17 protein-coding genes are annotated in these 22,055 nt (G+C 59.4%); 10 read left to right on the top strand and 7 right to left on the bottom strand.

The window, feature by feature from the left end; genetic code table 11:
* Nucleotides 1-10 precede the first annotated feature (10 nt).
* Complete coding sequence (locus tag OOF89_RS04715; RefSeq protein ID WP_407661624.1) at nucleotides 11-1,567, top strand: sodium/proline symporter; 1,557 nt, start codon at nucleotides 11-13, stop codon at nucleotides 1,565-1,567.
* 25 nt (nucleotides 1,568-1,592) lie between these two features.
* A complete protein-coding gene (locus OOF89_RS04710) occupies nucleotides 1,593-2,060 on the top strand; it encodes a hypothetical protein (protein ID WP_266078894.1) in 468 nt (155 codons plus the stop codon).
* 41 nt (nucleotides 2,061-2,101) lie between these two features.
* Here OOF89_RS04710 and OOF89_RS04705 read toward each other — a convergent pair whose 3' ends face one another.
* Nucleotides 2,102-2,827, bottom strand: coding sequence for a helix-turn-helix domain-containing protein (locus tag OOF89_RS04705; protein ID WP_266078893.1), 726 nt, complete (start codon nucleotides 2,825-2,827; stop codon nucleotides 2,102-2,104).
* A gap of 111 nt (nucleotides 2,828-2,938) precedes the next feature.
* Between OOF89_RS04705 and OOF89_RS04700 the strand changes: the two genes are divergently transcribed.
* Nucleotides 2,939-3,811, top strand: a complete 873-nt coding sequence (locus OOF89_RS04700) for an SDR family oxidoreductase (RefSeq protein ID WP_266078892.1) — start codon at nucleotides 2,939-2,941, stop codon at nucleotides 3,809-3,811.
* Between the two features lie 20 nt (nucleotides 3,812-3,831).
* Here the strand turns inward: OOF89_RS04700 and OOF89_RS04695 are convergent, their stop codons facing one another.
* Together OOF89_RS04695 and serS are read right to left on the bottom strand one after the other, a co-directional pair.
* The gene (locus tag OOF89_RS04695; protein ID WP_266078891.1) at nucleotides 3,832-4,248 is read right to left on the bottom strand and encodes a hypothetical protein; all 417 of its coding nucleotides are present in this window, start codon (nucleotides 4,246-4,248) and stop codon (nucleotides 3,832-3,834) included.
* Between the two features lie 55 nt (nucleotides 4,249-4,303).
* Nucleotides 4,304-5,659, bottom strand: coding sequence for a serine--tRNA ligase (serS, locus tag OOF89_RS04690; protein ID WP_266078890.1), 1,356 nt, complete (start codon nucleotides 5,657-5,659; stop codon nucleotides 4,304-4,306).
* A gap of 262 nt (nucleotides 5,660-5,921) precedes the next feature.
* On the opposite strand from serS, the gene OOF89_RS04685 reads away from it, so the two are divergent.
* The 3 genes from OOF89_RS04685 (at nucleotide 5,922) to OOF89_RS04675 (ending at nucleotide 10,797) form a co-directional block, all read left to right on the top strand.
* The gene (locus OOF89_RS04685) at nucleotides 5,922-6,836 is read left to right on the top strand and encodes an MBL fold metallo-hydrolase (RefSeq protein WP_266078889.1); all 915 of its coding nucleotides are present in this window, start codon (nucleotides 5,922-5,924) and stop codon (nucleotides 6,834-6,836) included.
* 83 nt (nucleotides 6,837-6,919) lie between these two features.
* On the top strand, nucleotides 6,920-8,854 hold the full coding sequence (locus tag OOF89_RS04680; RefSeq protein WP_266078888.1) for an AMP-dependent synthetase/ligase: 1,935 nt from the start codon (nucleotides 6,920-6,922) through the stop codon (nucleotides 8,852-8,854).
* Nucleotides 8,855-8,910: 56 nt separating this feature from the next.
* Nucleotides 8,911-10,797, top strand: a complete 1,887-nt coding sequence (locus OOF89_RS04675; protein ID WP_266078887.1) for a cation:proton antiporter domain-containing protein — start codon at nucleotides 8,911-8,913, stop codon at nucleotides 10,795-10,797.
* 19 nt (nucleotides 10,798-10,816) lie between these two features.
* On the opposite strand, the gene OOF89_RS04670 is transcribed toward OOF89_RS04675, so the two are convergent.
* Nucleotides 10,817-11,353 carry a DUF7344 domain-containing protein gene (locus OOF89_RS04670; protein WP_266078886.1) on the bottom strand — a complete coding sequence of 179 codons (537 nt, stop codon included), beginning with the start codon at nucleotides 11,351-11,353 and terminating at the stop codon, nucleotides 10,817-10,819.
* A 179-nt stretch (nucleotides 11,354-11,532) separates the two neighbouring features.
* Here OOF89_RS04670 and OOF89_RS04665 point away from each other — a divergent pair, with 179 nt between their 5' ends.
* Entirely contained in the window at nucleotides 11,533-13,209 is a 1,677-nt protein-coding gene (locus OOF89_RS04665) for an aldehyde ferredoxin oxidoreductase family protein (RefSeq protein WP_266078885.1), read from the top strand.
* Here the strand turns inward: OOF89_RS04665 and OOF89_RS04660 are convergent.
* Nucleotides 13,206-14,828, bottom strand: coding sequence for a hypothetical protein (locus tag OOF89_RS04660; RefSeq protein ID WP_266078884.1), 1,623 nt, complete (start codon nucleotides 14,826-14,828; stop codon nucleotides 13,206-13,208). The two genes, OOF89_RS04665 and OOF89_RS04660, sit on opposite strands and share 4 nt — an antisense overlap.
* A gap of 125 nt (nucleotides 14,829-14,953) precedes the next feature.
* On the bottom strand, nucleotides 14,954-16,102 hold the full coding sequence (locus OOF89_RS04655; protein WP_266078883.1) for a thiolase family protein: 1,149 nt from the start codon (nucleotides 16,100-16,102) through the stop codon (nucleotides 14,954-14,956).
* 236 nt (nucleotides 16,103-16,338) lie between these two features.
* Here OOF89_RS04655 and OOF89_RS04650 point away from each other — a divergent pair, with 236 nt between their 5' ends.
* From OOF89_RS04650 to OOF89_RS04640, 3 genes are all read left to right on the top strand, one after another.
* On the top strand, nucleotides 16,339-18,138 hold the full coding sequence (locus tag OOF89_RS04650; RefSeq protein WP_266078882.1) for a flippase activity-associated protein Agl23: 1,800 nt from the start codon (nucleotides 16,339-16,341) through the stop codon (nucleotides 18,136-18,138).
* Nucleotides 18,139-18,441: 303 nt separating this feature from the next.
* Entirely contained in the window at nucleotides 18,442-19,773 is a 1,332-nt protein-coding gene (locus tag OOF89_RS04645; RefSeq protein ID WP_266078881.1) for an ATP-binding protein, read from the top strand.
* A 3-nt stretch (nucleotides 19,774-19,776) separates the two neighbouring features.
* Complete coding sequence (locus OOF89_RS04640) at nucleotides 19,777-20,595, top strand: MBL fold metallo-hydrolase (protein ID WP_266078880.1); 819 nt, start codon at nucleotides 19,777-19,779, stop codon at nucleotides 20,593-20,595.
* Here the strand turns inward: OOF89_RS04640 and OOF89_RS04635 are convergent.
* The gene (locus OOF89_RS04635) at nucleotides 20,592-21,980 is read right to left on the bottom strand and encodes an arylsulfotransferase family protein (RefSeq protein ID WP_266078879.1); all 1,389 of its coding nucleotides are present in this window, start codon (nucleotides 21,978-21,980) and stop codon (nucleotides 20,592-20,594) included. The genes OOF89_RS04640 and OOF89_RS04635 overlap by 4 nt on opposite strands.
* Nucleotides 21,981-22,055: the final 75 nt, after the last annotated feature.

Genomic DNA, 22,055 nt, shown 5'->3' with positions numbered 1-22,055 from the left:
CTCCCTCCCGATGGTTCCCCTTCAGGAAATCCCAGTCACCGACAGCCCGTACGTCATTCTTTTCGGCGGTGCCTATCTGCTGATGGTGTTGGCTATCGGTGTGTGGGGCTATCTGCAGACCGAGAGTACCGAAGACTTCCTCATTACCGGAAAAAGTATCGGAACGTGGGTGCTCGCGCTGACTGCGTTTTCGGTCATCCAGTCCGGGTTTGGCTTCGTCGGCGGACCCGAACTGGTCTACGAGTTCGGGACGACGGCGCTGTGGATTTTCTTCACGGCCCCGTTGGGTTTCATCGTCACGTGGGTTTTGCTGGCGAAGCGAATGCGCCTGCTGGCTGACATTCGCGATGTGATGACGCTCGCGGACGGAATGTACGTCCGGTACGAAAGCGCGTGGGTTCGTGGACTGACCGCGGTCGCGGTCATCGTCGGCGTGATGGCGTACCTGGCGACCAATCTCGCCGCACTCCAGTACGTCATGCGGGCGATATTCGGCCTGCCGGTTATGTGGGGCCTCCTCATCGGCGCGACCATCCTTCTACTCTACAGCATGCTCGGCGGCATGATCGCGGGGGTCTGGACTGACTTCGTGCAAGCCATCACGATGATCGTCGGTTCGGTGTTCGTCTTCGCCTTCGCGCTCTCGTTCGGGGGCGGTATGGGGTCGATTTCACGAAACCTCGCGAGCGCGGACCCTGCGTTCGTCTCGCCCTTCGGTGCACTCGGCGCACCCACTGCGACTATCTTCACTGCGCTTGGCTGGTGGATCCTCTTCTCGGTCGGTGCGGCCGGACAGCCACACCTCATCACCAAGTTTTACATGAGCCGCAACCTCAAAATCCTCCGTTGGGGTGCGCCCATCGCCGCCGTGACGTATGCGATTTCGAGCCTTCTCGCGTTCTCGACCGGTCTGTCGATGCGTGCGATGGTCGAAGCTGGACGGACTGCCGCACCGAAAAGCCCGTCCATCGTCGGCCCGGTGTTCGTCCTCGAACACACACCCGGCGTCGTGGCCGGACTCATCTTGGCAGCACTGTTGGCGGCCATCATGAGTACCAGCGACTCGTTCCTGAACATCGGCGCGGCGGCAGTCTCCCGTGACATTCCGCGTGCACTCGGTCGCCCCATCGACGACGATACGACGGAACTTCGCGTGACACAGATCGCACTCGCGGGACTCACCGTCGCATCGACGCTCATCGTGTATTTTTCGGAGACGTTGGTCGGCATCCTCGGAACCATCGGGTGGGGATTCTTTGCGGCGGCGTTCTTTGCCATCGCGGCTCTCGGACTGAACTGGAAAGGGGCGACGAAGGAGGGCGCAATTGCCGCCCTCGTCGGTGGGTTGACGGTCAACGTGTTCTACAGCGCGGTTCCGCGAATCGCGGACACTGTTGGACTCTCGGAACTCAGCACGACCGTCACGAACCTCTACCCGTTCCCCGGTTCGTTTCCGGTCGGAACGGTCGCGCTCTTGGTTACGATTGCGCTCTTCGTCGGCGTCTCGATCGTGACGCAGGAACGGGCGACGGTTCCGGAAGATATCGGCATCCTCTTGGAACGATAATATGGCTATGATACGAAACAACGGTATGAACGAGCCACGGGACGACTCCTCGGAAGAGTTGCTCGCACACCTTACGCAGTGGTTCCGCCAGCGCCCCACGTCGATGGAATACTGGGAACTGCTCGTGACCGACGAGCGACTCGTCTGGTGTTTCGTCGGCGAATCGTTCAAATCATTGCTCTTGCGAGCAGACACTGGCGAACGCGGTCGCAGAGAAATCACGGAACTGTCTCCCGAACGGGCCCGGACGCTCAGCGAGCGGAACTTCGCCGTTCCGCTCGATTCGCTGCAGTCGATTCGGCTTCGGGAGGGCTCCCTGTTTCGACGTGCGACGGTTACCGTGACGTGGCGCGAAGGTGATTCGTCCGAATCGTTCGAACTTCGCGCGACGAAATCAGCGGACCCGCAGGTAGGTGACGTCGAAACGCTCCAAAACGACGCTCGACTCTCACACGTCGATATCGAAATCGAAACCGTATCCGGACTCCTCTGATTTCGGCTTTCGAACGGCCGCCCGTTCGCGGCTATTCGTCGCTATTCGCGGCCCAACACGGCATCGTCCTCGACGTCCGGGAATGCGGATACGATACGTTCGAGGATCTTCGCTTCGGCTCGTCGAAGGTTCTTCGAGGCCGCGGTTTTCGAGATATCGAACTCTTCAGCCAGCGTTCCGAGCGTCGCGTTCCGTGGCGTCCGGAAGTACCCCCCATCGACGGCTCGTTTGAGCGTCTGGCGTTCCCGTTCGGACAGTTCTCGACAGCCATCGAGGACGTCTTTCGCCGTCCCGAGATGCTGGATAACGTCGAGATAGTCCTCGAACGACGTGGCGTTTCGGCTCTCGACGTGAAAGTCGTTTCCGACCTCCAATTCGGCGAGGGCGTTGTCGGTGTTGTCCGCGGTGTCGAAGCCGACGCTCCAGAGTTCACTCCCCCCGCTGATTTGAAACGGGCCGGTGATGTAGCCGTCGTGTTCCCGAATGGTCCGCATCGCGTTCGTCTGCCCGATAAACGATTTGATTACTGCCGTATTCTCGCGGCGGGAGAGCAGCTCGAATCCCAGCGTTCTGTCGTGGTTCTGAAGCGCGTTGAGGCCGTTCGTTAGCGCACCACGGTCGTCCCCGGTCACGAGAATTCTCGTTTCTAACTTCTGCTGGGCGGTGTTGAAATCCCAGTGCATGGTGTGGAAGGACACGTCGACGTCGTCGGTGACGTCGATATATGGACAGTCATACTGTACCATGTCCATTGTTACCGAAATCATATCCTATCTCATCGTTCATGACGGAAATAGATGGCGACACGTACCATCCGGGTTGATTTTACATATCAACCCGCTATTTTTCGCCTACTGACTCCCTTCACTATCTCACGAATGACTGGCCCACAGGAGGCGGACGACCGAATCTCCCCGCCGGAGACGACGACCGACGATCTTCTCACTGTCGATGACGACCACTTTACGACGGACAGCGTTTGTATCGTGACCGGCGCCGGCTCCGGGATCGGGCGTTCGACTGCCATTGCGACGGCCGCGAACGGATTGACTGTCGTCGGAACCGACATCGACGAGTCCGGCCTCGACGGAACCGCGGAACGAATCGCTGAACTCGAACTCGCCGGCGAGTTCGAGGGTGTCACCGCCGACCTGACTGAAGATGACGACCTCGACCGAATCGTCGATACGGCCGCCGACTACGGCACGATTCGTTACCTCGCCAACATCGCCGGGATGCAACACATCGACTCCATCGAGGAGTTCCCGATGGAGACATACGACACCATTCACGACATCATGCTCAGAGCGCCGCTGTACCTCACCAAACGCTGTCTTCCCCACATTCGTGCGACCGACGATGGCGTGGGCTGTATCGGCAACATGTGTTCGGTTCACGGCCACTACGTCACCGCGGACAAGGTTGCCTACAACGTCTCGAAGTTCGGCCTTCGCGGACTCACTCAATCCATTGCGGCAGAGGGCGGCGGCTCGATTCGTTCGTTCTCGGTTAGCACGGGCTACGTGAAGACGCCGCTCGTCACGGACCAGATTCCGGATACGGCAGACCAACGCGGAATCTCCGTCGATGAAGTCGTCGAGGACGTCATGCTCGGCCAAGCCCGAAGTACGGAGATGATGGAACCCGTCGACGTCGCCAACCTGTTCGTCTTCGGCTTCTCGAAACACGCGAAACACCTGAACGGCGGCGATTTACTGTTCGACGGCGGGATGACCTTGACATACGAGTAGGGGTGAAATCGATTGTCGACTTATGCCGTGGTTGTCGTCAGTCCGAATCGACACAGCGGTCTATCCGCGACGGCCTGCACCCTCTCGATTTCGTCGTCTGAAATCAGCACGTCCATGTCGATGCTCGGAGCGTAGTATACCTGCTCTTTGAGCACGTACCCATCCTCGATATCCATCGTTTCCCGAAGGAGGATTTTTTCGGCAGTGTATGTTCCATCCGCGAGTGTGGTATCGATTTCCTCCCGTACCGGCTCGGGAAACCTACTGTACTGAATCATCCGAAGCGAGCACTCCCGGTAGGTTCGGTTCGCTGGTGTGGTAGTACTCGATATTTCATCTGTCGTGTTCGATTCCGTCTCCGGAATCGCGGAGTGGCCTCCGACACAGCCACTGATTGAAAGGGTCGCGCTGAGAGCGAGAACCGTTCGGCGTCGCATACCTGTTGTTACCCTAACCACTGCTGAATACTTTCTGAAAAGTGAAACGATCGTTTTACTCTTTGTCGCCCGACCCGAGGGCGCTCTCGCCGACCGGTTCGTGGCCCTCGATGACTTCCTGTCCACCCATGTAGGGACGCAGGACTTCGGGGACCGTCACGGTACCGTCGTCGTTCTGGTAGTATTCGAGAAGCGCGACCATCACGCGACCGACGGCAGTTCCCGAGGCGTTCAAGGTGTGGAGATACTCCGTCGACTCGTGACGTTCGGGGCGGTAGCGCAGTCCTGCCCGACGGGCTTGGAAGTCCTCGAAGTTCGAGGCCGACGAGACTTCGAGCCATCTGCCACCTGCTTCGGGACCGTCTTCCATGTCGTCGCCGGGTGCCCAGACCTCGATGTCGTAGGTCTTTGCCGACGAGAAAGTGAGGTCGCCCGTACAGAGGTTGAGAATACGGTACGGCAAGCCGAGTTTCTGAAGGACCTCCTCGGCCTCCGCGAGCAGTCCCTCCAACCGGTCGTAGCTTTCCTCCGGTTCGACGAAGTTGACCAGCTCGACCTTGTTGAACTGATGGACACGAACGATTCCCCGCGTCGCCACACCGTGTTCGCCTGCCTCTCGGCGGAAGTTCGGCGTGTAGGCCTGATGCTTTAGTGGGAGGTCTTCACGCAGGAGGATGTCCCCGGCGTACATGTTCGTCACCGGTACTTCGGCCGTCGGGCAGAGCCAGAGGTCGTCGCCCTCGATTTTATACGCATCGTCGGCGAACTTCGGCAGCTGTCCCGTCCCGGTCATCGCCTCGCTATCGACCGGTACCGGTGGGAATACGTCCACGTACTCCTGTTCGCGGTGAACCTCCAGCATGAACTGGATGAGCGCGTGTTCGAGTCGCGCACCGTCTCCCTTGAGGAAGTAAAAGCCACTGCCCGAGACTTTTGCTCCGCGTGCCTCGTCGATGATTTCTAACTCCTCGCCGAGATCGTAGTGCGGGATAATCTCTTCAGGTAGGTCACGCAGGTCGTCGAAGCCTTCCCTGCGAACCTCCTCGTTGTCCGCTTCGTCCTCGCCGACCGGGACGCTCTCGTGTGGAACGTTCGGGATTTCGAGGATTCGCTCTTCGAGTTTCGTATCGAGTTCGTCGGCGCGCGCTTCGACCTCCTCTAACTCGGCTTTGAGGTCGCTCGAACGTTCGATGGCTTCCTGTGCTTCCTCCTCCTTGCCTTCCTGTTTCAGGTCGCCGATACTTCGGCTGACCTCGTTTCGTTCGTGGCGCAGGTCGTCGCCCCGCGCCTTCAGTTCTCGCCACTCTTCGTCCAGGTCGAGGAACTCGTCTACGTCCACGTCGGCGCCTCGATTTTCGAGGGCCGCTCGGACTTCGTCGGGATGGTCCCTAATATACTTCCTGTCGAGCATTCCTGTGTCGGGTTTCAGTCCGCCTGCAAAAAACCGTATCGCTCTTTCGACTATGGGGTGTGGAGTTTTGGAGAATCGTTCGAACGGTCGTCGAAGTCAGTTGAACCGTCGTTGAATCGGAAGGTCATCGCCGAGTCGTTCAGACGTGTCGAGAGTTGCTGCGCCGTTACCCTCCGTACCAAAGTTCCACAACCGACCCTTCCGACTCCAGTGCTCCGCGCTAGCGAATCGTTTTTTGCCAGCAACTCACATTGACTCTTCTATGGCAATCGGCGACCTTCGGGAAGTCACGACGGGCGACTGTTCGGACCTATACTACCTCGACACCGGAATGTACGACACCGAGGCTTACGGTGCGGTATACATCCTCGATACGGAAAAGCCGGCACTCATCGACTCCGGCATCGGGATGAACTACGAGCGAATCCTCGACGCGCTGGATGAACTCGATATCGCGCGGGAGGAGTTGGAATCGATCGTGCTGACGCACGTCCATCTCGACCACGCGGGTGGCGCGGGCTTTCTCGCCGAGGAGTGTCCGAATGCGGACGTGTACATCCACGAAATCGGTGCCCGCCACCTCGTGAACCCGAAATATCTCGTCAAGGGGACGAAGAGCGCGGTCGGCGACCAATGGGAGTTCTACGTCGAACCGAAACCGGTTCCCGAAGAGCGCGTCGTCGAACTGACCGACGGTGATGCCATCGACTGCGGCCACGAGTTGGACGTTATCCACGCACCGGGACACGCCCCGCACCAAGTCGTCTTCTACGACGACGAGAACGACGCTGTGTTCACGGCCGACGCCGCGGGTATCTGGGTGCCGAGCATCGAGCGCGTCCGTGAAACCTCGCCACCGTCGGATTTCGACCTCGACCGGTGTCTGGACGACGTGGAAACCATCCGGGAAATCGAACCGACGACGCTTTTGTATCCGCATTTCGGGCCGCGTCCGTACTCCGACGAGGCGATGGACGAATACGGCGAAGTGCTCTCGCAGTGGGTCTCGGCGGTCGAATCGCAACGCGCCGCCGAGGACGACGACGAGGCGGTTATCGAGCACTTCGTGTCGGAACAGGAAATGGACGACGTGTGGGGCGAGCGAAAGGCCCGCGCCGAAGCCGAATTGAACACTCGCGGAGTTCTCCATTATCTCGAACAGAGGAAAGACGAGTGACGAACCCGAAACCGCGAAAACACCAATAAACTCTTATATAGTTTTACACTACCTTAATGTCGCCAGGGTCTGAAGGGAATGGTATGGAGTGGCGTGACGCAGAACAGGAGTACACAGACCCGGTCATCGAGCGGACGACGCTGTCCAGGATGTTCGAGGACAGCGCCGAGCGATACGCAAACCGCCCAGCACAGCAGTACAAGGGCGGGGTGTACCGTCGCTCGCTCACCGAAACCGTGCTTCCGGCGGCCCCGGACGGCGAATTTCGCACGCTTTCGTATGCTACAATGCGAGACATCGTCCACAACCTCGCGGCCGGATTCCGCGACCTCGGTGTTACCGCGGACGACCGGATCGGCATTTTCGCCGACACGCGGATGGAGTGGGCACAATCCGATTTCGCCCTGCTCGCCGCTGGCGCGGTTGTAACGACCGTCTATCGAAGTTCCTCAGTCTCGCAGGTCCAGTACCTCCTCGGCGACCCGGAAGCGACCGGCGTCGTCGTCGAAAACGAGGACCTATTGGAGCGCGTCTTCGAGGCGGAAGACGACCTCGACCTCGAATTCATCGTCGTGATGGATTCCCTCTCGCGGGAGTACGAGCGCGACGATCTCCACACCCTCGCCGATGTTTACGACCGCGGTTCGTCGATGTTCGACCCCGATGAGTACGAATCGTGGCTCGATGCACGTGACCCCGACGACCTCGCTACGCTCATCTACACCAGCGGGACGACGGGCCGACCGAAGGGCGTCCGTCTCACGCACTGGAACTTCCGCTCGAACGTCAATCAGTCGTACCGCCGGTTCGGTCCTCGCCCGGACAAGGACGTCCCAGCCATCGACGAAAACGCGAGCACCGTCTCGTTCCTCCCGCTCGCACACGTGTTCGAACGAATGGCTGGCCACTTCCTGATGTTTGCCGCCGGGGCGACCGTGGCGTATGCCGAGAGCCCCGACACGCTCCGTGAGGACTTCCAGTCGGTTCGTCCGACGACCGGAACCAGCGTCCCACGCGTGTACGAACGAATCTACGACGCGATTCGATCGCAAGCCGAGGAGAACGACACGAAACGCAAGATATTCGAGTGGGCAACCAGCGTCGGTGTCGAATATCACGAGACCGACTCGCCGGGGGTCGGTCTCCGGGCGAAAAAGATCCTCGCGGACAAACTCGTCTTCGACAAGGTAAAGCAAGGCCTCGGCGGCAACGTGGAGTTCCTCATCAGCGGCGGTGGAAGCTTGTCCGCCGAACTCTGTGCGCTCTATCACGGCATGGGTCTGCCAATTTTGGAAGGATACGGCTTGACCGAAACGTCACCCGTCATCAGCGTCAATCCCCCCGAAGAACCGAAAATCGGCACGATCGGTCCGCCGCTGTTGAATCAGGATGTAACGGTCGATACATCGATGGTCGGAATGGAATTCGACGATGTCGCAGGTGACGTCGGTGAACTTCTCGTCAAAGGTCCGAACGTCACTGACGGCTACTGGAACATGCCCGAGGCAACCGAGGAAGCCTTTACCGAGGATGGGTGGTTCCGAACCGGCGATATCGTGGAAATCCGTCCCGACGGGTATATCGCCTTCCGTGAGCGAGCGAAGGAGCTGCTCGTGCTCTCGACGGGCAAAAACGTCGCTCCCGGTCCCATCGAAGATGCGTTCGCCGCGAGCGACATCGTCGAGCAGTGTATGGTGATGGGCGACGGGCGGAAGTTCGTCAGCGCGCTCATCGTGCCGAACGAGCCCGAAGTTCGTTCACGAGCGAAGCGTGAGGATGTCTCGCTTCCCGACGACACGCATGAACTCTGTCGGAACGAGACGGTGCGCGAGTGGATCGAAGCCGAAGTCGAGACGGCGAACCAACGATTCGAGTCGTACGAACGAATCAAACAGTTCAGGGTCGTTCCGGTCGAGTTCACCGAGGAAAACGACCTCCTCACGCCAACGATGAAGAAGAAGCGTCGGAACATCCTCGATCGATTTGCCGACGACATCGAGGCAATATACGCCGACTAAGTGCGGGCGTTTTTATACTATCGGGTTACTCATTTCCAGTACATGGAGGGTCGCCCGTGAGCTCCGGGGCAGGTGCCGAGTTGATTTACATCGTCGCCGCCATCATCGGTGTCGGTGTCGTAGCACAGGTACTGGCAGACAGATTCCGCGTTCCGAGTGTGCTTTTTCTGCTCTCCGCAGGAATCATCGTCGGCCCCGTCGGGGTCGGATTACTCGACCCCACGTCGTTCGGTGGCGCGCTGTCGGCGATCGTTGGGCTGAGCGTCGCTATCATCGTCTTCGAGGGCGCGTTCCATCTCAAACTGAACAAACTTCGCGAGGCACCCTCCGCACAGATTCGCCTCGTCACCGTCGGTGCGGCCATTTCCCTCGTCGGAACCGCCACGGTCGTCCATTTCGCGCTCGGTGCGGCCTGGGACTTGTCGTTCCTCATCGGCGCGCTCCTCGTGGCGACCGGACCGACCGTCATCACGCCGATTCTATCCGTCGTCGCGGTTCGCGACCGGGTCGGTGCGGCGCTGGAGACGGAAGGCATCGTCAACGACGTGACGGCGGCAATCCTCGCGGTGGTGATGTTCGAGGTCGTCGTCCTGACGGGTGAGGAGTCGTTCGCGCTCGCCGAGTTTCTGAGCGAGTTCATGGCGAAACTCGGCACCGGACTCATCGTCGGCTTACTGATCTCCCTCGTCATCTGGTACGTGCTTCGTCACGTCGACCTCTCGCGAGAAAACGCACCACAGAACTCCCGTCTGTTAGTGCTAGCCGGGGCACTCGTCGCATACGCCGTCGCGGACTTCTTCGCAAAGGAAGCGGGTATCGCCGCCGTTGCGACGGCGGGTATCATTTTGGGCAACGCCGACCTTCCCTACGAGGAGAAAATCGAGGAGTTCAAAGGCGACATTACGCTCGTCGTCCTCTCGTTCGTGTTCATTACGCTCGCGGCACTGTTAGAGCCGAGCGATCTGTTTTCGCTGGGAATCGGCGGTTTGGTCGTCGTTCTCGCAGTGATGTTCCTCATCCGTCCCCTCCTCGTGTTCGTTTCGACCACCGGAACCCGGTTCACGCGCGGCGAAAAACTGTTCGTGAGCTTCGTCGGTCCGCGTGGTATCATCCCGGCGTCCGTCGCGACGCTGTTCGCCTTTCGACTCCAGAATACCCCGGAAATTCCAAACTCGGGGGCTGCGGCGACGACCCTCATCGGAACCGTCTTTCTCGTCATCCTCGTTACCGTCGTGTTCGAGGCTGGCTTCGCTCGACACATCGCGGAACGACTGAACGTGATCCCAATGCGTGTACTCATCATCGGAGGTGGCAAGGTGGGCCGTGCGCTCGCCGAACGCCTCGAAGACCGTGGAGAGAACGTCGTGCTCATCGAGCAGGACGAATCGATAATCGCAACCGCCCGCGATAAGGGATTTACCGTCCATCGCGGCGACGGTACTGATACGGAAGTCCTTCGGTCGGCAGGCGCCGACAACGCGAAAATCGTCGTTGCGGCGACCGGCGACGACGACGTGAACCTGCTGGTTGCGCAACTCGCCGATTCGAAATTCGATGCAGAAACGATCATCGCCCGAGCGAACAATCCGGACAACGTGGACGCCTTCGAGGACCTGGGCGTTCGAACGATTTCCTCGTCGCTCGCGACAGCGTGGGCCATCGACAACGTCATCGAACGTCCAGCGCTCTCGAACTGGATGACGGAACTCGGACGGAGCGGAGACGTACAGGAAATCGAGGTTACCGCGAAAGACCTCGTCGGCAAGACCATCACCGAACTGGACACTGACCTTCCGAACGGGGTCCTCATCGCACTCGTCGGACGGAATGGTGAGACGCGCGTGCCGAGCGAGGACTTCACGTTTCAGCAAGGTGACCATATTACGTTCCTCGGCCGTAAGGAGGCGGTTCGAGACGCTATCGACCGCTGTCACCCACGATAACCCGAACCAAACGGACCGTCTACCGCTTCCGACTTCTGTTTCGTCGAAGGAGTTCGAGGTTGACTGCCGAAAGTAAGACGAACGACCCGAGAAGCAGTCCGGCGTATACGAGCATGGGGACTTCAGTGAACGGGTACATTCCGACTAACCGACAGACGATGGCCGCACCGCCGACGAGTGCCAACCCGAGGTAGTACGTACTCCAGTTCGAAGCCTGGACTGTCGGATAAAGATACTCGTCGAGTTCGTTTGCCCGGTCGCTGAGTTGGACGTTCCCTCGCTGTCTGTCGTATTCGATGACCCCCGCATCCGCCATCTTCGGGAGATGTGTCTGATACAACGAAGTGTAGACGGATTTTCGTTCCTTGGACGAGACCAGTTCGATGGAGGTGTCGTTTTCCCACGCCGCGACTACTTCGGCGAGTTCGCCGATAGAAACCGCTCCTGTCCGCGATCGAAGGTACGAAAGCGTGTACCGACGCCGTGCGTTCGTGAGGATTTCGAACGCCATGTCGCGTGAAAGCATCCGTGTTCCGGATGATGGCTCGGTGGTCATAATCGGCAGTTCTGTAACCGTCCTACCTGGCGGTACACTACCCTGACTTCGCAGCAGAGCCGCAAAAAGATATTCGTCTGTTTAGGTCCCTTTGTGGCAGAAACAAGGGACGATGACGTAGAACCGTCTCCCGAGCCACGAACTGTGTTTTTATGCTCTCTCGTTCCAAACCTCCCGTCATGCTTCATACCGAGGGTCCACTGCTGACCATCGATGTCGGGGACCGAAAAACGACCACCGAGAAGGTAGACGACGTGTTGTCGTCGTTCGTCGGAGGTCGGGGCGTGGGGACGAAGCTCGCTCACGACAGGATTCCGTTCGATGTTGCCCCGTTCGCCCCGGAAAACAGTCTGTTTTTCACGACCGGACCACTGCAAGTTTCGAACATGAGCTTTACCGGGCGGATGAGCTGCACCGGTGTTTCTCCGCTCACGGGCGGATTGCTCTCCTCGAACGCCGGTGGGTTTCTCTCCCGACACTTCGGCGCGACCGGCTATAGCACCGTGGAACTGACCGGCCGGAGCGACGACCTACTGGCGATTCACGTCACGGACGAGGGAATCGAATTCGAGGAGGTCCCGGAACTCGCCGAGGCGACGACCTCCGAAGTCGGTGAGTACATGACCAGTGAACACGGACTCGGCGACGAGCAACTCCTCGTTGCCGGCCCGGCGGGGGAAAACCGCGTTCGGTTCGCGTCCATCATGACGACCGAACATCGCGCGTTCGGTCGCGGCGGTCTCGGTGCCGTGATGGGTTCGAAGGGCGTCAAATGCATCTCCTTCGATGGCGACTCCGCACCGGAGCTCGACATCGACCCGGTTCAGATGGACGTACACCGCGAGGCTGCAACTGCCGACGATCATCCGATGAAGGAGGCCGGAACGACCAGCGTGACGGAGTACGCGAACCACGTCGGCGCGCTCCCGACTCGCTACTTTTCGGAACTGGAATTCGACGGCGCGAGCGACATCGGCGGCGGCGCGGTATCGGACAAAAAATACAAGAAGGGGACCTGTTCGCAGTGTGCGTTCGCCTGCAAACTCCCGACCAAGGACGAGGAGACCGGCGTGGAAACCGAGGGCCCGGAGTACGAGACGGTGATGGCGTTCGGCAGCAACGCCGGAATCGACGACGTCGTCTCCGTGATGAAATCGAACGACCTCTGCGACGAGTTGGGAATGGACACCATCTCCTGTGGTGACGTGATTTCCGCCTATCTCGCCGCGAACGACGAGTTCGGCAACAGCGAACTTATCCACGAACTCGTCGAGAAGATCGCCTACCGCGAGGACGAGGGTGACCTGCTTGCGGAGGGCGTCCACCGTGCCGCCGACGAACTCGAGGTGGAGGACTGGACGGTCAAAGGGCTCGAATTTTCGGCCCACGACGGTCGAACCCTGAACGGACAGGGGCTCGCCTTCGCGGTTTCAAACCGCGGTGCGGACCACATGTACGCCGAGTTCTACTCGAAGGAGTACCCGCTCGTCGGCAAGGACGAGGCAGTTGACCCGACTGGATTGGAGGGCAAACCGCCCCTCATCGTGGCAAAAGAGAATCACAACGCGGTTCTCGACAGCGGTGTCGTCTGTAAATTCTCCCGTGACTTCATGACCGAAGAGCGCCTCGAAACGCTCCTCGATTCGGAGTACGACGATCTGATGGCGATGGGTGCTACCGTGGTCGAACTCGAACGTCACTTCAACAATCGGCGTGGATTCGACCGCGAGGATGATACCCTCCCGTACGACCTTCCGGAGTTCGAGGATGCGCTGTCGGAGTATTACGTCGAACGTGGCTGGAACGACGATGGGACGGTTCCCGAAAACTCGGGCGTCGTGAGCGCGGACGACTAACTCCCCGTTTTTTCTTTCTCACCGACGCGTACGATCGCAACGTCCGGATTTCGAAACACCACGCTCGTCCCGGACGACCCGTTCAGCCGACGCAGCAGTTCGGCCCACTGCGTCGGTGTCACCGTTTCGCGAGCGATCCAACTCCGTGAGCCCTCACGAGTGAGGTAGACGTAGTCGGGCGACACATCGTCTTTGGTGAGAACTCTCTCGATGCACGTCGCTGATGCACAGGTCGAACTTTCCCGATACAGCGAGACCTGCCGTTCTCGCCGGTCGGGTGGCAGCCATTCTGCCCCCCAGGGGGAGGCAACGACGGTTCGGTGGGCGAACACCGGAAACCACTCCGCGGCATCACCAGCGACGAGAACCGTCGCATCTGGCGGTGTTCGCTCCCGTACCCACTGCATCGCTGCCATGTCGTCATCGTCGATGTACGACGGTAACGGGTCCTGTTGGAGTTGGTGGAGGGGTCGCGTGGGAACAGGCTCGTAGTTCGCGGCGAACAACCCTCCCGTCACCACGCCGTAGCTCAGCAGTATCAGGAGGAGCACGAACGGAAGTCGGCGACTGCCGACGGTAGCGGACCGGCTCGAACTTGCCATCGAACGCTGAACCCTTGGAAGCCAGTCGAAGATGACAGACGAGACGACGAATGCGCCCACCAGCATGAGAAACCGCGGCTTCGGGAACACGACTACCGTTGTGGCGAACCAGGCGGGGAGGAAATATCGCTTTCGCACGGTGAGCGTCACGATTCCGACGAGCGTAAAAACGTGCCAAATGGCCAGAAACCGCGTACGAGTGGCATAGAGGAACTTCGATGGGAACCAGAACAGCCCTTGTCCGATTCCGAGACGCGACCCGGCGGTTCGCGTGAAAACGTCGAGTCCGTGAACGCCGATGACCTGCCACCACCACGGAAACGCCAGAAGTAGACCGCCAGCTGCGACGAACATCCCGCGGTAGAGACCGGCAATCGACCGGTCGAGGACGACGAAAAAGACGAGATAGCTTGTGGCGAAGAAGACGGGATATGACGGATGTGTGAGGATCGTGAGTCCGAACAGGGTTGCTCCCGCAACCGCCCACCTGAGGCGCTTTTCGCGAAACAACCGCATCCCGGCGTACAATCCCGTCGTGGTGAAGAGGAACGCCGGAGCGCGGACGATACCACCCGCCGAGAGGTGCCATTTGAACACGGCGGGACTCACTGCAACGACGAACGCCGCGAGTGCCGCCCGTCGATTTCGGTCGGTGTGCCCGTCGAACAGTTCTCGGCCGAGAAAGTAAACGGGAACGACGGAAGCGATGGTAACCAGTCCGGGCAGGAAACGAGTGAGCGTCAGCGGGCCGCTGTCGAGAAAGTCGCGGGCGAACGCAGCGACATAGAACATGAGCGGCGGGTAGGCGAACGGGATTCCGTTCGTCGTGTATCGCGGAATCCGCGCCGGAAGTTGATAGCCGTGGGTGCGAACCGCATCGGCCATCGCGAGGTACAGACCGCCACCCGCCGCCGGATACGGGTGAGTGACGAGGTACGCCGCGAAGACAACGAGGCTGGCGAGGAGGGCCGGAATCATCCATGCAAGCACTGAGGTAGAGGGACGACTGTCGGACACGTGCTGTATTTATCGCTCTTCGTAATTATTCTATCCCTATAACCGGTGAACTGAACGGTCAAAAAAGCAAGAACCCGCACCGTTCGTGTTCGTTCAGTCGCGTCGCTCCTTCACTCGCGGCACGTTCACCGTCGTTCGAAGGTCATCGCGCCGCCTTGACCGAACCCGACACAGAGCGTCGCGAGTCCCTTCTTCGCGTCGCGCTTTTGCATCTCGTGGACGAGCGTGACAGGGAGGCGCGCGCCCGATGCACCGAGTGGGTGTCCGACGGCGATCGCACCGCCGTTGACGTTGAACTTCTCGTCATCGACCCCGAGTTCGCGCTGGCAGTAAAGCGTCTGGCTGGCGAACGCCTCGTTGAGTTCCACGAGGTCGAACTCGTCGATGTCTTCGCCCGTGCGTTCGAGCAGGCCTTGGGTCGCCGGGACCGGACCGATTCCCATCATCGTCGGGTCCACGCCAGCGACGTTGTTGTCGCCGACGTAGGCGAGAATTTCGAGACCGTGGTCTTCGGCGAAGGCTTCGCTGGTGACGAGAGTTGCGGCCGCGCCGTCCGAAATCTGGGAGGCGTTACCGGGCGTAACCGTACCGTCGGCCTTGAACACGCTCGGGAGGCCCTGTAGTGCTTCCAAGCTGGTATCTGGGCGGATTCCTTCGTCGGACTCGACGAGTCCGTTCTCGGTTTCGATGGGAACGATTTCGTCGTCGAACCGACCTTCCTCGGTCGCCGCCGCGGCGCGCTGATGGCTCCGGAGGGCGTATTCGTCTTGGTCTTCACGGGAAATTTCGAACTCCTCGGCGACCTTTTCGGCCGTCATCCCCATCTGGAGTTCGGGAAGGTTGTACTGCTCCGACATCTCGGGATGGAAGTTTCGACCTTCGTAGGCACTGGACATGGGGACGCGGGACATGTTCTCGACTCCGCCTGCGATGACGGCGTCCCGTTGTCCCGCTCGAATCGCGTCGCTCGCGCTGATGAGCGACTGCATCGAGGAGGCACACCATCGGTTGATAGTCGTTGCCGGAACGCTTTCGCCGAGATCCGAGAGGAGTGCGATGATTCGCGCGACGTTGTTGTCCTGCTGACCGCGCTGTTGGGCGACACCCCACATGAGGTCGTTGATGTGGTCACCCGTCAGACCTGTCTCCGAGAGGATCGTGTCGATAAGTGGAATCGAGAGGTCTTCGCTCCGAACGTCTTCGTACACGCCGCCGTCCTTTCCTTGCGGTGTTCTGACTGCTTTTACGATGACTGGTGTGGTGTCGCTACTCATGCCAAACCGTTCTCACTGGATGCCCTTAAGTGGCGGTAGAACTCCGTGTAAATGAGAAACAGTTTGTTCGTTTATTGACCGCTAACGACGTTCAGAAACCCCTCGCTTTGGGTCGTTTCACCCTTCGTGTATTTTGTCACGAAAGGAGGGTGAGGCTCCGGCGTCTGGGTAATAGTCGAGGATTCTTCAGAAACTATTTGTTCGAACCCATTCCATATCCCCTGTAACGTCCGACGATGCAAGGTTCTGATACCGCCCAGAAACGTAGCCGTTCCCTCCCGTTCACGTCGAGCGATGAGTCGGGCGTAGTATCCCGATTTGCCAATCCGGTTCCGCTCGTCGTCCTCATTACCGCTTTCGGACTCTTCCTTCGACTCGTAAACCTCGGTGCCCGTGTCGCCCATCAGGACGAAGCCCGTGTCGCGTACTGGATGGCTCGATACGCCGAAAACGGCATCTGGTTCTACCGCAAGATCGTTCACGGTCCGTTTTTCTTCCACGTCAACTCGACCATGTTCTCCCTCTTCGGTGCGAACGATTTTATCATGCGTCTCGTCGTCGCGCTGATGGGCGGGTGTCTCCCGCTTGCAGCCTTGCTGTTTCGCAAACGACTTCGTCCGTCCGAGACGGTCGCACTCGCGGCCCTATTCGCGTTGAACCCACTCCTCCTCTACTACTCGCGCTTCCTACGAAACGACGTTCCGTTGGCCATGGTGATGGTGTTCGCGTTCGGCTTCTTCGTCAGGTTTGCCGACACCAGAAAGCTGCGATACGTGTTCGCGGGAGTCGCTTTCTTCGCACTCGGATTTACGATGAAGGAGAACGCCCTCCTCTACGCGGCCTGCTGGGTTGGTGCGGGCGCCCTCATCTACGACCACCGTCTCTTTCTCCGACGGGTCGGAAACGACGGTATCGCGGGTGCGATTCCGCCGGGACTTCGTAACTGGGTTCGGACGAACGACAGTCGAGCGATCACTACGACTATCTTCATGGGGGTCGGTGTCGCGCTCCTCGCCGTTCTGGAGTTCCTCACCGTCATCGTCTTTTTCTACGCGCCACGCTCACAGACTCGCCCCGGTATCGGTCTCTGGAAGTCCCTTTCGAACCCGACGACGGTTCCCGAACTCATCCACACCTCCACGGTCGGCACGTGGGAGAAGTTCATCAGTTGGTCAGGCCACACCGACCATGCGTATCTTCCGTACCTCGGCGACTCCCTCCAGACGCTCAAGGTCGGCGGGCTTGCGTTGTGTCTCCTCGCTGTCGTCGGATTCCTCGTCGACCGGTACTCCGGTGACCGGCCGAACGACGTGGTCGCGTTCGGGTTCTACTGGGGTGTCGCCAGCGTTCTCGGCTATCCGATCGTAATGGATATCAAAGCCGGATGGGCGATGGTGCACGCTATCGTTCCACTGGCATTCCCCGCCGCGGTCGGTCTCGCGTTGGTTTTCCGCTGGGGACGGGAGGGATACGAACGACGGGACGACGTCAGCCTCGCCGCAGCCGTCGTCTTGCTGTTGCTCGTTTCGGCGCAGGTCGGTGCGACGGCGTATGATACGTCTTATCAAAATCCACAGAGTCCCGACAACCAGTTCGTTCAGTATGCTCAGTCGTCGTCCGGCGAGGCCAAGCCACTTCTGCACGACCTTCAGCGGATTTCTCGCCGGAACGACGGGCCGGACGTGATGTTCTTCGGCGAGGAACTGTACTCACCTGACGAATCCGACCACGAGGTTCCCCCCGCTGGACAGGGGTGGTTCGACCGACTCCCACTGGCGTGGTACTTCGAAGCCGCCGATGCGAACGTCGTCAGTACGAACGAACCGACCGACCTCCGCGGCGCGAAACCACCGATCGTCGTCACGCTGAACAACGTCTCGACCTGTAACTCGGAGGACGGTACTGCCGAGGACATCGACCAGTACATGGCGGGTTACGAGGCATATGAGTTCCAGCGATTTGCGTACGATAGCGGATGTACCGTCAGTAGCATGACCATCTATGTGGACAAAGACGAAATCGACGATCGACAGTGACGAAACCGACGTTGGTCAGCTAGAGAACCACTTTGATGCTTGTGATGTGCGACGCTCGAACTACGGACCGCTGTGCGCTTCGAGACTTCGTCATCATGAGGCTTCGGAACGCACCATCGATTTGCACGACTGTTTCTTTTAATTTATTTTGGAAGGGGAGCGGTCGCCACCGTAAACGCCGACATTCGACTAATTTTACCGTCTCCGTCCTCCTCCTCCGTTCCCTCGAACTGCGATGTTCGACTCCTGACCGCTTCGATGCTTCGACGCCCTTAAGATTGTCCCGCGTCAATTCACGGAAGAATGAACAGCGGGGCGCTGGACGTAATCGAGTTCTTGCTTACCGCACGCATCTACAGCGAGAACCAAGACCTCGACGAAAACGACTTACCACCTGCCATTCGGCAGGTATTTTGGCACGATGGCACGATAGAGCGACCGCTACAAACATCGGTCGAGACGGCGCGCGAGGCTACCGGTCTCGACCAACCGTGGGACGCGATTTCCGATTTGATGTTCACCGACCGGGATACGTTCTCGGGGAGCATCGAGCTGACCCAGCGGGAGATGGCCGAGGAGTGGTTCGTGGAACGTGACGAGGAACGAATCGAACGAAACCCGACGTTGGCGTACGCGCTTTCGGACTACGACGGCGTCGATGTGGAGTACGAGGCCGTGCGTGACGAGAATCGCCCGGTGCAGTCCGACCGAGCGTGGATAGATAGCCTGCTCGAGCAGCATTTCGACCCCGACGAGGAGGACGAAGACGGCGAGAGCATGCTCGACCTCGTGGACATCCACGCGCCTGAGGAAGTCGAACTGACGCTCGACGACCTCGTGCTCACCGAGGATCAGGAGGCCGAAATTCACAAAATCGTCAAGGCAATCGAGCACCGTGAATATCTCGCCGAAATCGGGCTCCGAGAAATCGGAAAACTCCTGTTCGTCGGCCCACCGGGAACCGGAAAGACCTCCACGGCGCGAGCGCTCGGCTACGATTTGGACCTTCCGTTCGTCGAGGTGAAACTCTCGATGATAACCAGCCAGTATCTCGGCGAGACGGCGAAAAACGTCGAGAAGGTGTTCGAGGTGGCGAAGCGACTCTCGCCCTGCATCCTCTTCATGGACGAGTTCGACTTCGTGGCCAAGACGCGTCGAAGCGACGAACACGCCGCCATCAAACGCGCCGTCAACACCCTCTTGAAATCCATCGACAACATCTCGTTGATTCAGGATGACGTGCTCCTCATCGGCGCGACGAACCATCCGGACCAACTCGACGCGGCGGCGTGGCGCCGTTTCGACGAAATCATGAACTTCCCGAAACCGGACGTGCAGATGCGTTCGGACATCCTTCGGGTCATCACTCGCCGGATGAAAATCAACGACTTCGACCCCGACGAACTGGCGTCGAAGACGCAGGGGCTCACCGGGAGCGACCTCCGTCTCGTCCTCCGCGAAGCGGTGCTCGAAGCCCTGACCGAAAACCGTACCGAGCTCATGCAAGACGACTTGCTCCACGCCATCGAGGATTTCGAGGAGCGAGACAACCTGAAGGATATGGACATGATCGATGGCGATCACGATGCGCTGGTTGCGGGCGGGGATATAAGTGGTCACTCACACGACCACTGAGTGATGGAAATCACTCTCCTCGGCACCGGCGACACAACGGGGACGCCGACGCCCGGATGCGATTGTGAGACCTGTTCTGTGGCACGTGAACGCGATATCGAGCGTTCGCGATTTTCGGTTCACGTCCGCAACGAGGTGACGGGGGAATGCCTTCTCATCGACGCCAGTCCCGACTTCCGACAGCAGTTTCTCACCCACGATGTGCCGCTTCCGGACGAACTCATCATTACGCATATCCATTTCGATCATCTGGACGGGCTCGGGAATGCCTACCGCCTGTTCGACTCATTGCCGGTTCACGCCGCGAACGAACTCGATCCCGAGAAAGACGAGAGCGTCGCCGAGACGATTCGGAGCAAGTTCGACTATCTCGATCGGATATCGGTTCACGATCACGACCCGCTCTCCTCGTTTTCGGCTTGTGGATTCGATGTGACACTCTTTCCGGTCGAACATCCACCGTTGCTCTGCTACGGAGTGGTCGTCGAAGGGAACGGTTCGAAACTCGTCCTTTCGGGGGATACGAGCTACGGGATTCCAGACCCTTCCCGAGAGGTGATGACTGACCCCGATCTCTTTCTCGCGGATGCGATCGTTCCAGCCTCGCTTTGTGAATACCATCCCGCAGGTGGCCGACATCATACCGAAGACGGCGTTCCACGCACGTTCGGATACAAACACATGACGCGAGAGGGAGCGCTCTCGATGGCAAACGAAATCGGCGCTGAGGAGACACGACTCGTCCACGTTTCGCATTTTTACCCCGCAGAAGAAGCGTTCGAGGAACCGTTGGCGATAGACGGTGAACGATATTACATCTAACTTCGTCGGACGAGAACGGCGACGGCGAGTAGCAAGCCAACAGCGCCGACAACGAAGTCGAATCCGGGGAGCGACGCGCCCGGGTCGCTGACGGATCCGCCGCCATTCTGTCCGCCGAGGCTTCCGTCGTTCCGTTCGTCATCGTCCTGTACGCCCGAATCGTTCGACCCGGTTCCAGTTTCGGGTTGCTGGCCGTCCGCCCAGCCGTCGATGGACTGGAGGTAAGAATGACACTGCTTCATCGTTTCCGCGTCGTACTTCGCCGTATCGCCGCTGATTCCGTAACTACCGGTCACGTTTCGGTCGGCCATGGTCGGACTTTTGGCGCGTTCGTCGGGAAGGCGTGCCACGTCGTAGACGAGCCACGGTGCGTAGAACTCCCAGACGACCTCACCTTTCGGCGTCACTTCGAGGACGCGCTGGTTTTTCGAGTCGCCGATGAGCGTGTTGCCGTTCGAGAGGCGGTCGGCGTCGCGGGGCCACCTGAAGTCACCCTGCTTGCCGAGTTCCCACGTCAGTTCCCAGTCGTCGCCCTGCTTTTCGTACTCGACGATGCGCTCGTTCTCGGAGTCAGCGACGAGGAACGTCGGATTGCCGTCTTTACTTTCCAAATAGTCGGGGTTGTGCTGCTTGTCGAGAATATCTTTGTCGCCGTACGAACCGAGTTTCATTTCGACGTCGTTCGTGGAGCGATTGACGACGATGGCTTGGTCGAAGTTGCGCGGCGAGGCCAGATACAGTCCGTCGCCGATTTTGTCCACGTCGTTCACGTGCGTCCAGTCCTTCGAATAGTTGCCGCCGACGGATTTGGGATACTCGCTCCTGAAGAACCAGCGCCAGACGATTTCGTCTTTCTCCAAGTCGTAGACGAAGATACTGTCGTTTGCTTTTCCAGTCTCCGGATTTGAGGCACGCATGTTGGCGACGAGGAGCTGCGTGCCGTTGTTGATGAGGTCGATGTCGTGGGTGTCGTGGATGGGAAGCGACTCCTCCCAGACGTGTTCTTGCGTCCGCGGGTTGAACTCGTAAACGACGGTTTTTCCCCTCGCCGTTCCGGTAACGAAGAGGTTTCCGTTTTCCATGGGATCGACGTCGTAGCCCCAAATCATGCCGTGTTCTGCGGTGTGGTGAACCCACTTTACCTCTCCCTTCGGCCCGACGCCGACGAGTTTCGCGGGTTCTTTGCCGCCGTTTTCGAGCCACGAGTAGCCTTGCACGGCGATAACGGTCGTTCCGTTCGCCGGGGTTACCATCGTCCCGGCACAGGGATTTTGGGAACTTCCGTGCCCACCCGATTGGGCGGTAAGTGGCGAGGCCAACAGGGGAAGACAGCACAGGAGTATCGCACCGACGGCGAGTATCTGCCGTCGAGAAGGCGTCTGCATATCGTTCTCTATCCCCTCCCGGCATCTTGTATGTTTACACATCTTTCCGCAGACCCGCCGCTATGCTGTATCGTC

Source organism: Haladaptatus caseinilyticus (assembly GCF_026248685.1).
GTDB classification, from domain to species: Archaea; Halobacteriota; Halobacteria; order Halobacteriales; family Haladaptataceae; genus Haladaptatus; species Haladaptatus caseinilyticus.
This window is presented reverse-complemented; position numbering and strand designations above follow the sequence as displayed.

What these genes read in the sequence shown, in the direction of transcription:
- OOF89_RS04715 (WP_407661624.1), top strand. Translation starts at nt 11, where the DNA reads ATGGTTCCCCTTCAGGAAATCCCAGTCACCGACAGCCCGTACGTCATT.
- OOF89_RS04710 (WP_266078894.1), top strand. Translation starts at nt 1,593, where the DNA reads ATGAACGAGCCACGGGACGACTCCTCGGAAGAGTTGCTCGCACACCTT.
- OOF89_RS04705 (WP_266078893.1), bottom strand. Translation starts at nt 2,827, where the DNA reads ATGATTTCGGTAACAATGGACATGGTACAGTATGACTGTCCATATATC.
- OOF89_RS04700 (WP_266078892.1), top strand. Translation starts at nt 2,939, where the DNA reads ATGACTGGCCCACAGGAGGCGGACGACCGAATCTCCCCGCCGGAGACG.
- OOF89_RS04695 (WP_266078891.1), bottom strand. Translation starts at nt 4,248, where the DNA reads ATGCGACGCCGAACGGTTCTCGCTCTCAGCGCGACCCTTTCAATCAGT.
- serS (WP_266078890.1), bottom strand. Translation starts at nt 5,659, where the DNA reads ATGCTCGACAGGAAGTATATTAGGGACCATCCCGACGAAGTCCGAGCG.
- OOF89_RS04685 (WP_266078889.1), top strand. Translation starts at nt 5,922, where the DNA reads ATGGCAATCGGCGACCTTCGGGAAGTCACGACGGGCGACTGTTCGGAC.
- OOF89_RS04680 (WP_266078888.1), top strand. Translation starts at nt 6,920, where the DNA reads ATGGAGTGGCGTGACGCAGAACAGGAGTACACAGACCCGGTCATCGAG.
- OOF89_RS04670 (WP_266078886.1), bottom strand. Translation starts at nt 11,353, where the DNA reads ATGACCACCGAGCCATCATCCGGAACACGGATGCTTTCACGCGACATG.
- OOF89_RS04665 (WP_266078885.1), top strand. Translation starts at nt 11,533, where the DNA reads ATGCTTCATACCGAGGGTCCACTGCTGACCATCGATGTCGGGGACCGA.
- OOF89_RS04655 (WP_266078883.1), bottom strand. Translation starts at nt 16,102, where the DNA reads ATGAGTAGCGACACCACACCAGTCATCGTAAAAGCAGTCAGAACACCG.
- OOF89_RS04650 (WP_266078882.1), top strand. Translation starts at nt 16,339, where the DNA reads ATGCAAGGTTCTGATACCGCCCAGAAACGTAGCCGTTCCCTCCCGTTC.
- OOF89_RS04645 (WP_266078881.1), top strand. Translation starts at nt 18,442, where the DNA reads ATGAACAGCGGGGCGCTGGACGTAATCGAGTTCTTGCTTACCGCACGC.
- OOF89_RS04640 (WP_266078880.1), top strand. Translation starts at nt 19,777, where the DNA reads ATGGAAATCACTCTCCTCGGCACCGGCGACACAACGGGGACGCCGACG.
- OOF89_RS04635 (WP_266078879.1), bottom strand. Translation starts at nt 21,980, where the DNA reads ATGCAGACGCCTTCTCGACGGCAGATACTCGCCGTCGGTGCGATACTC.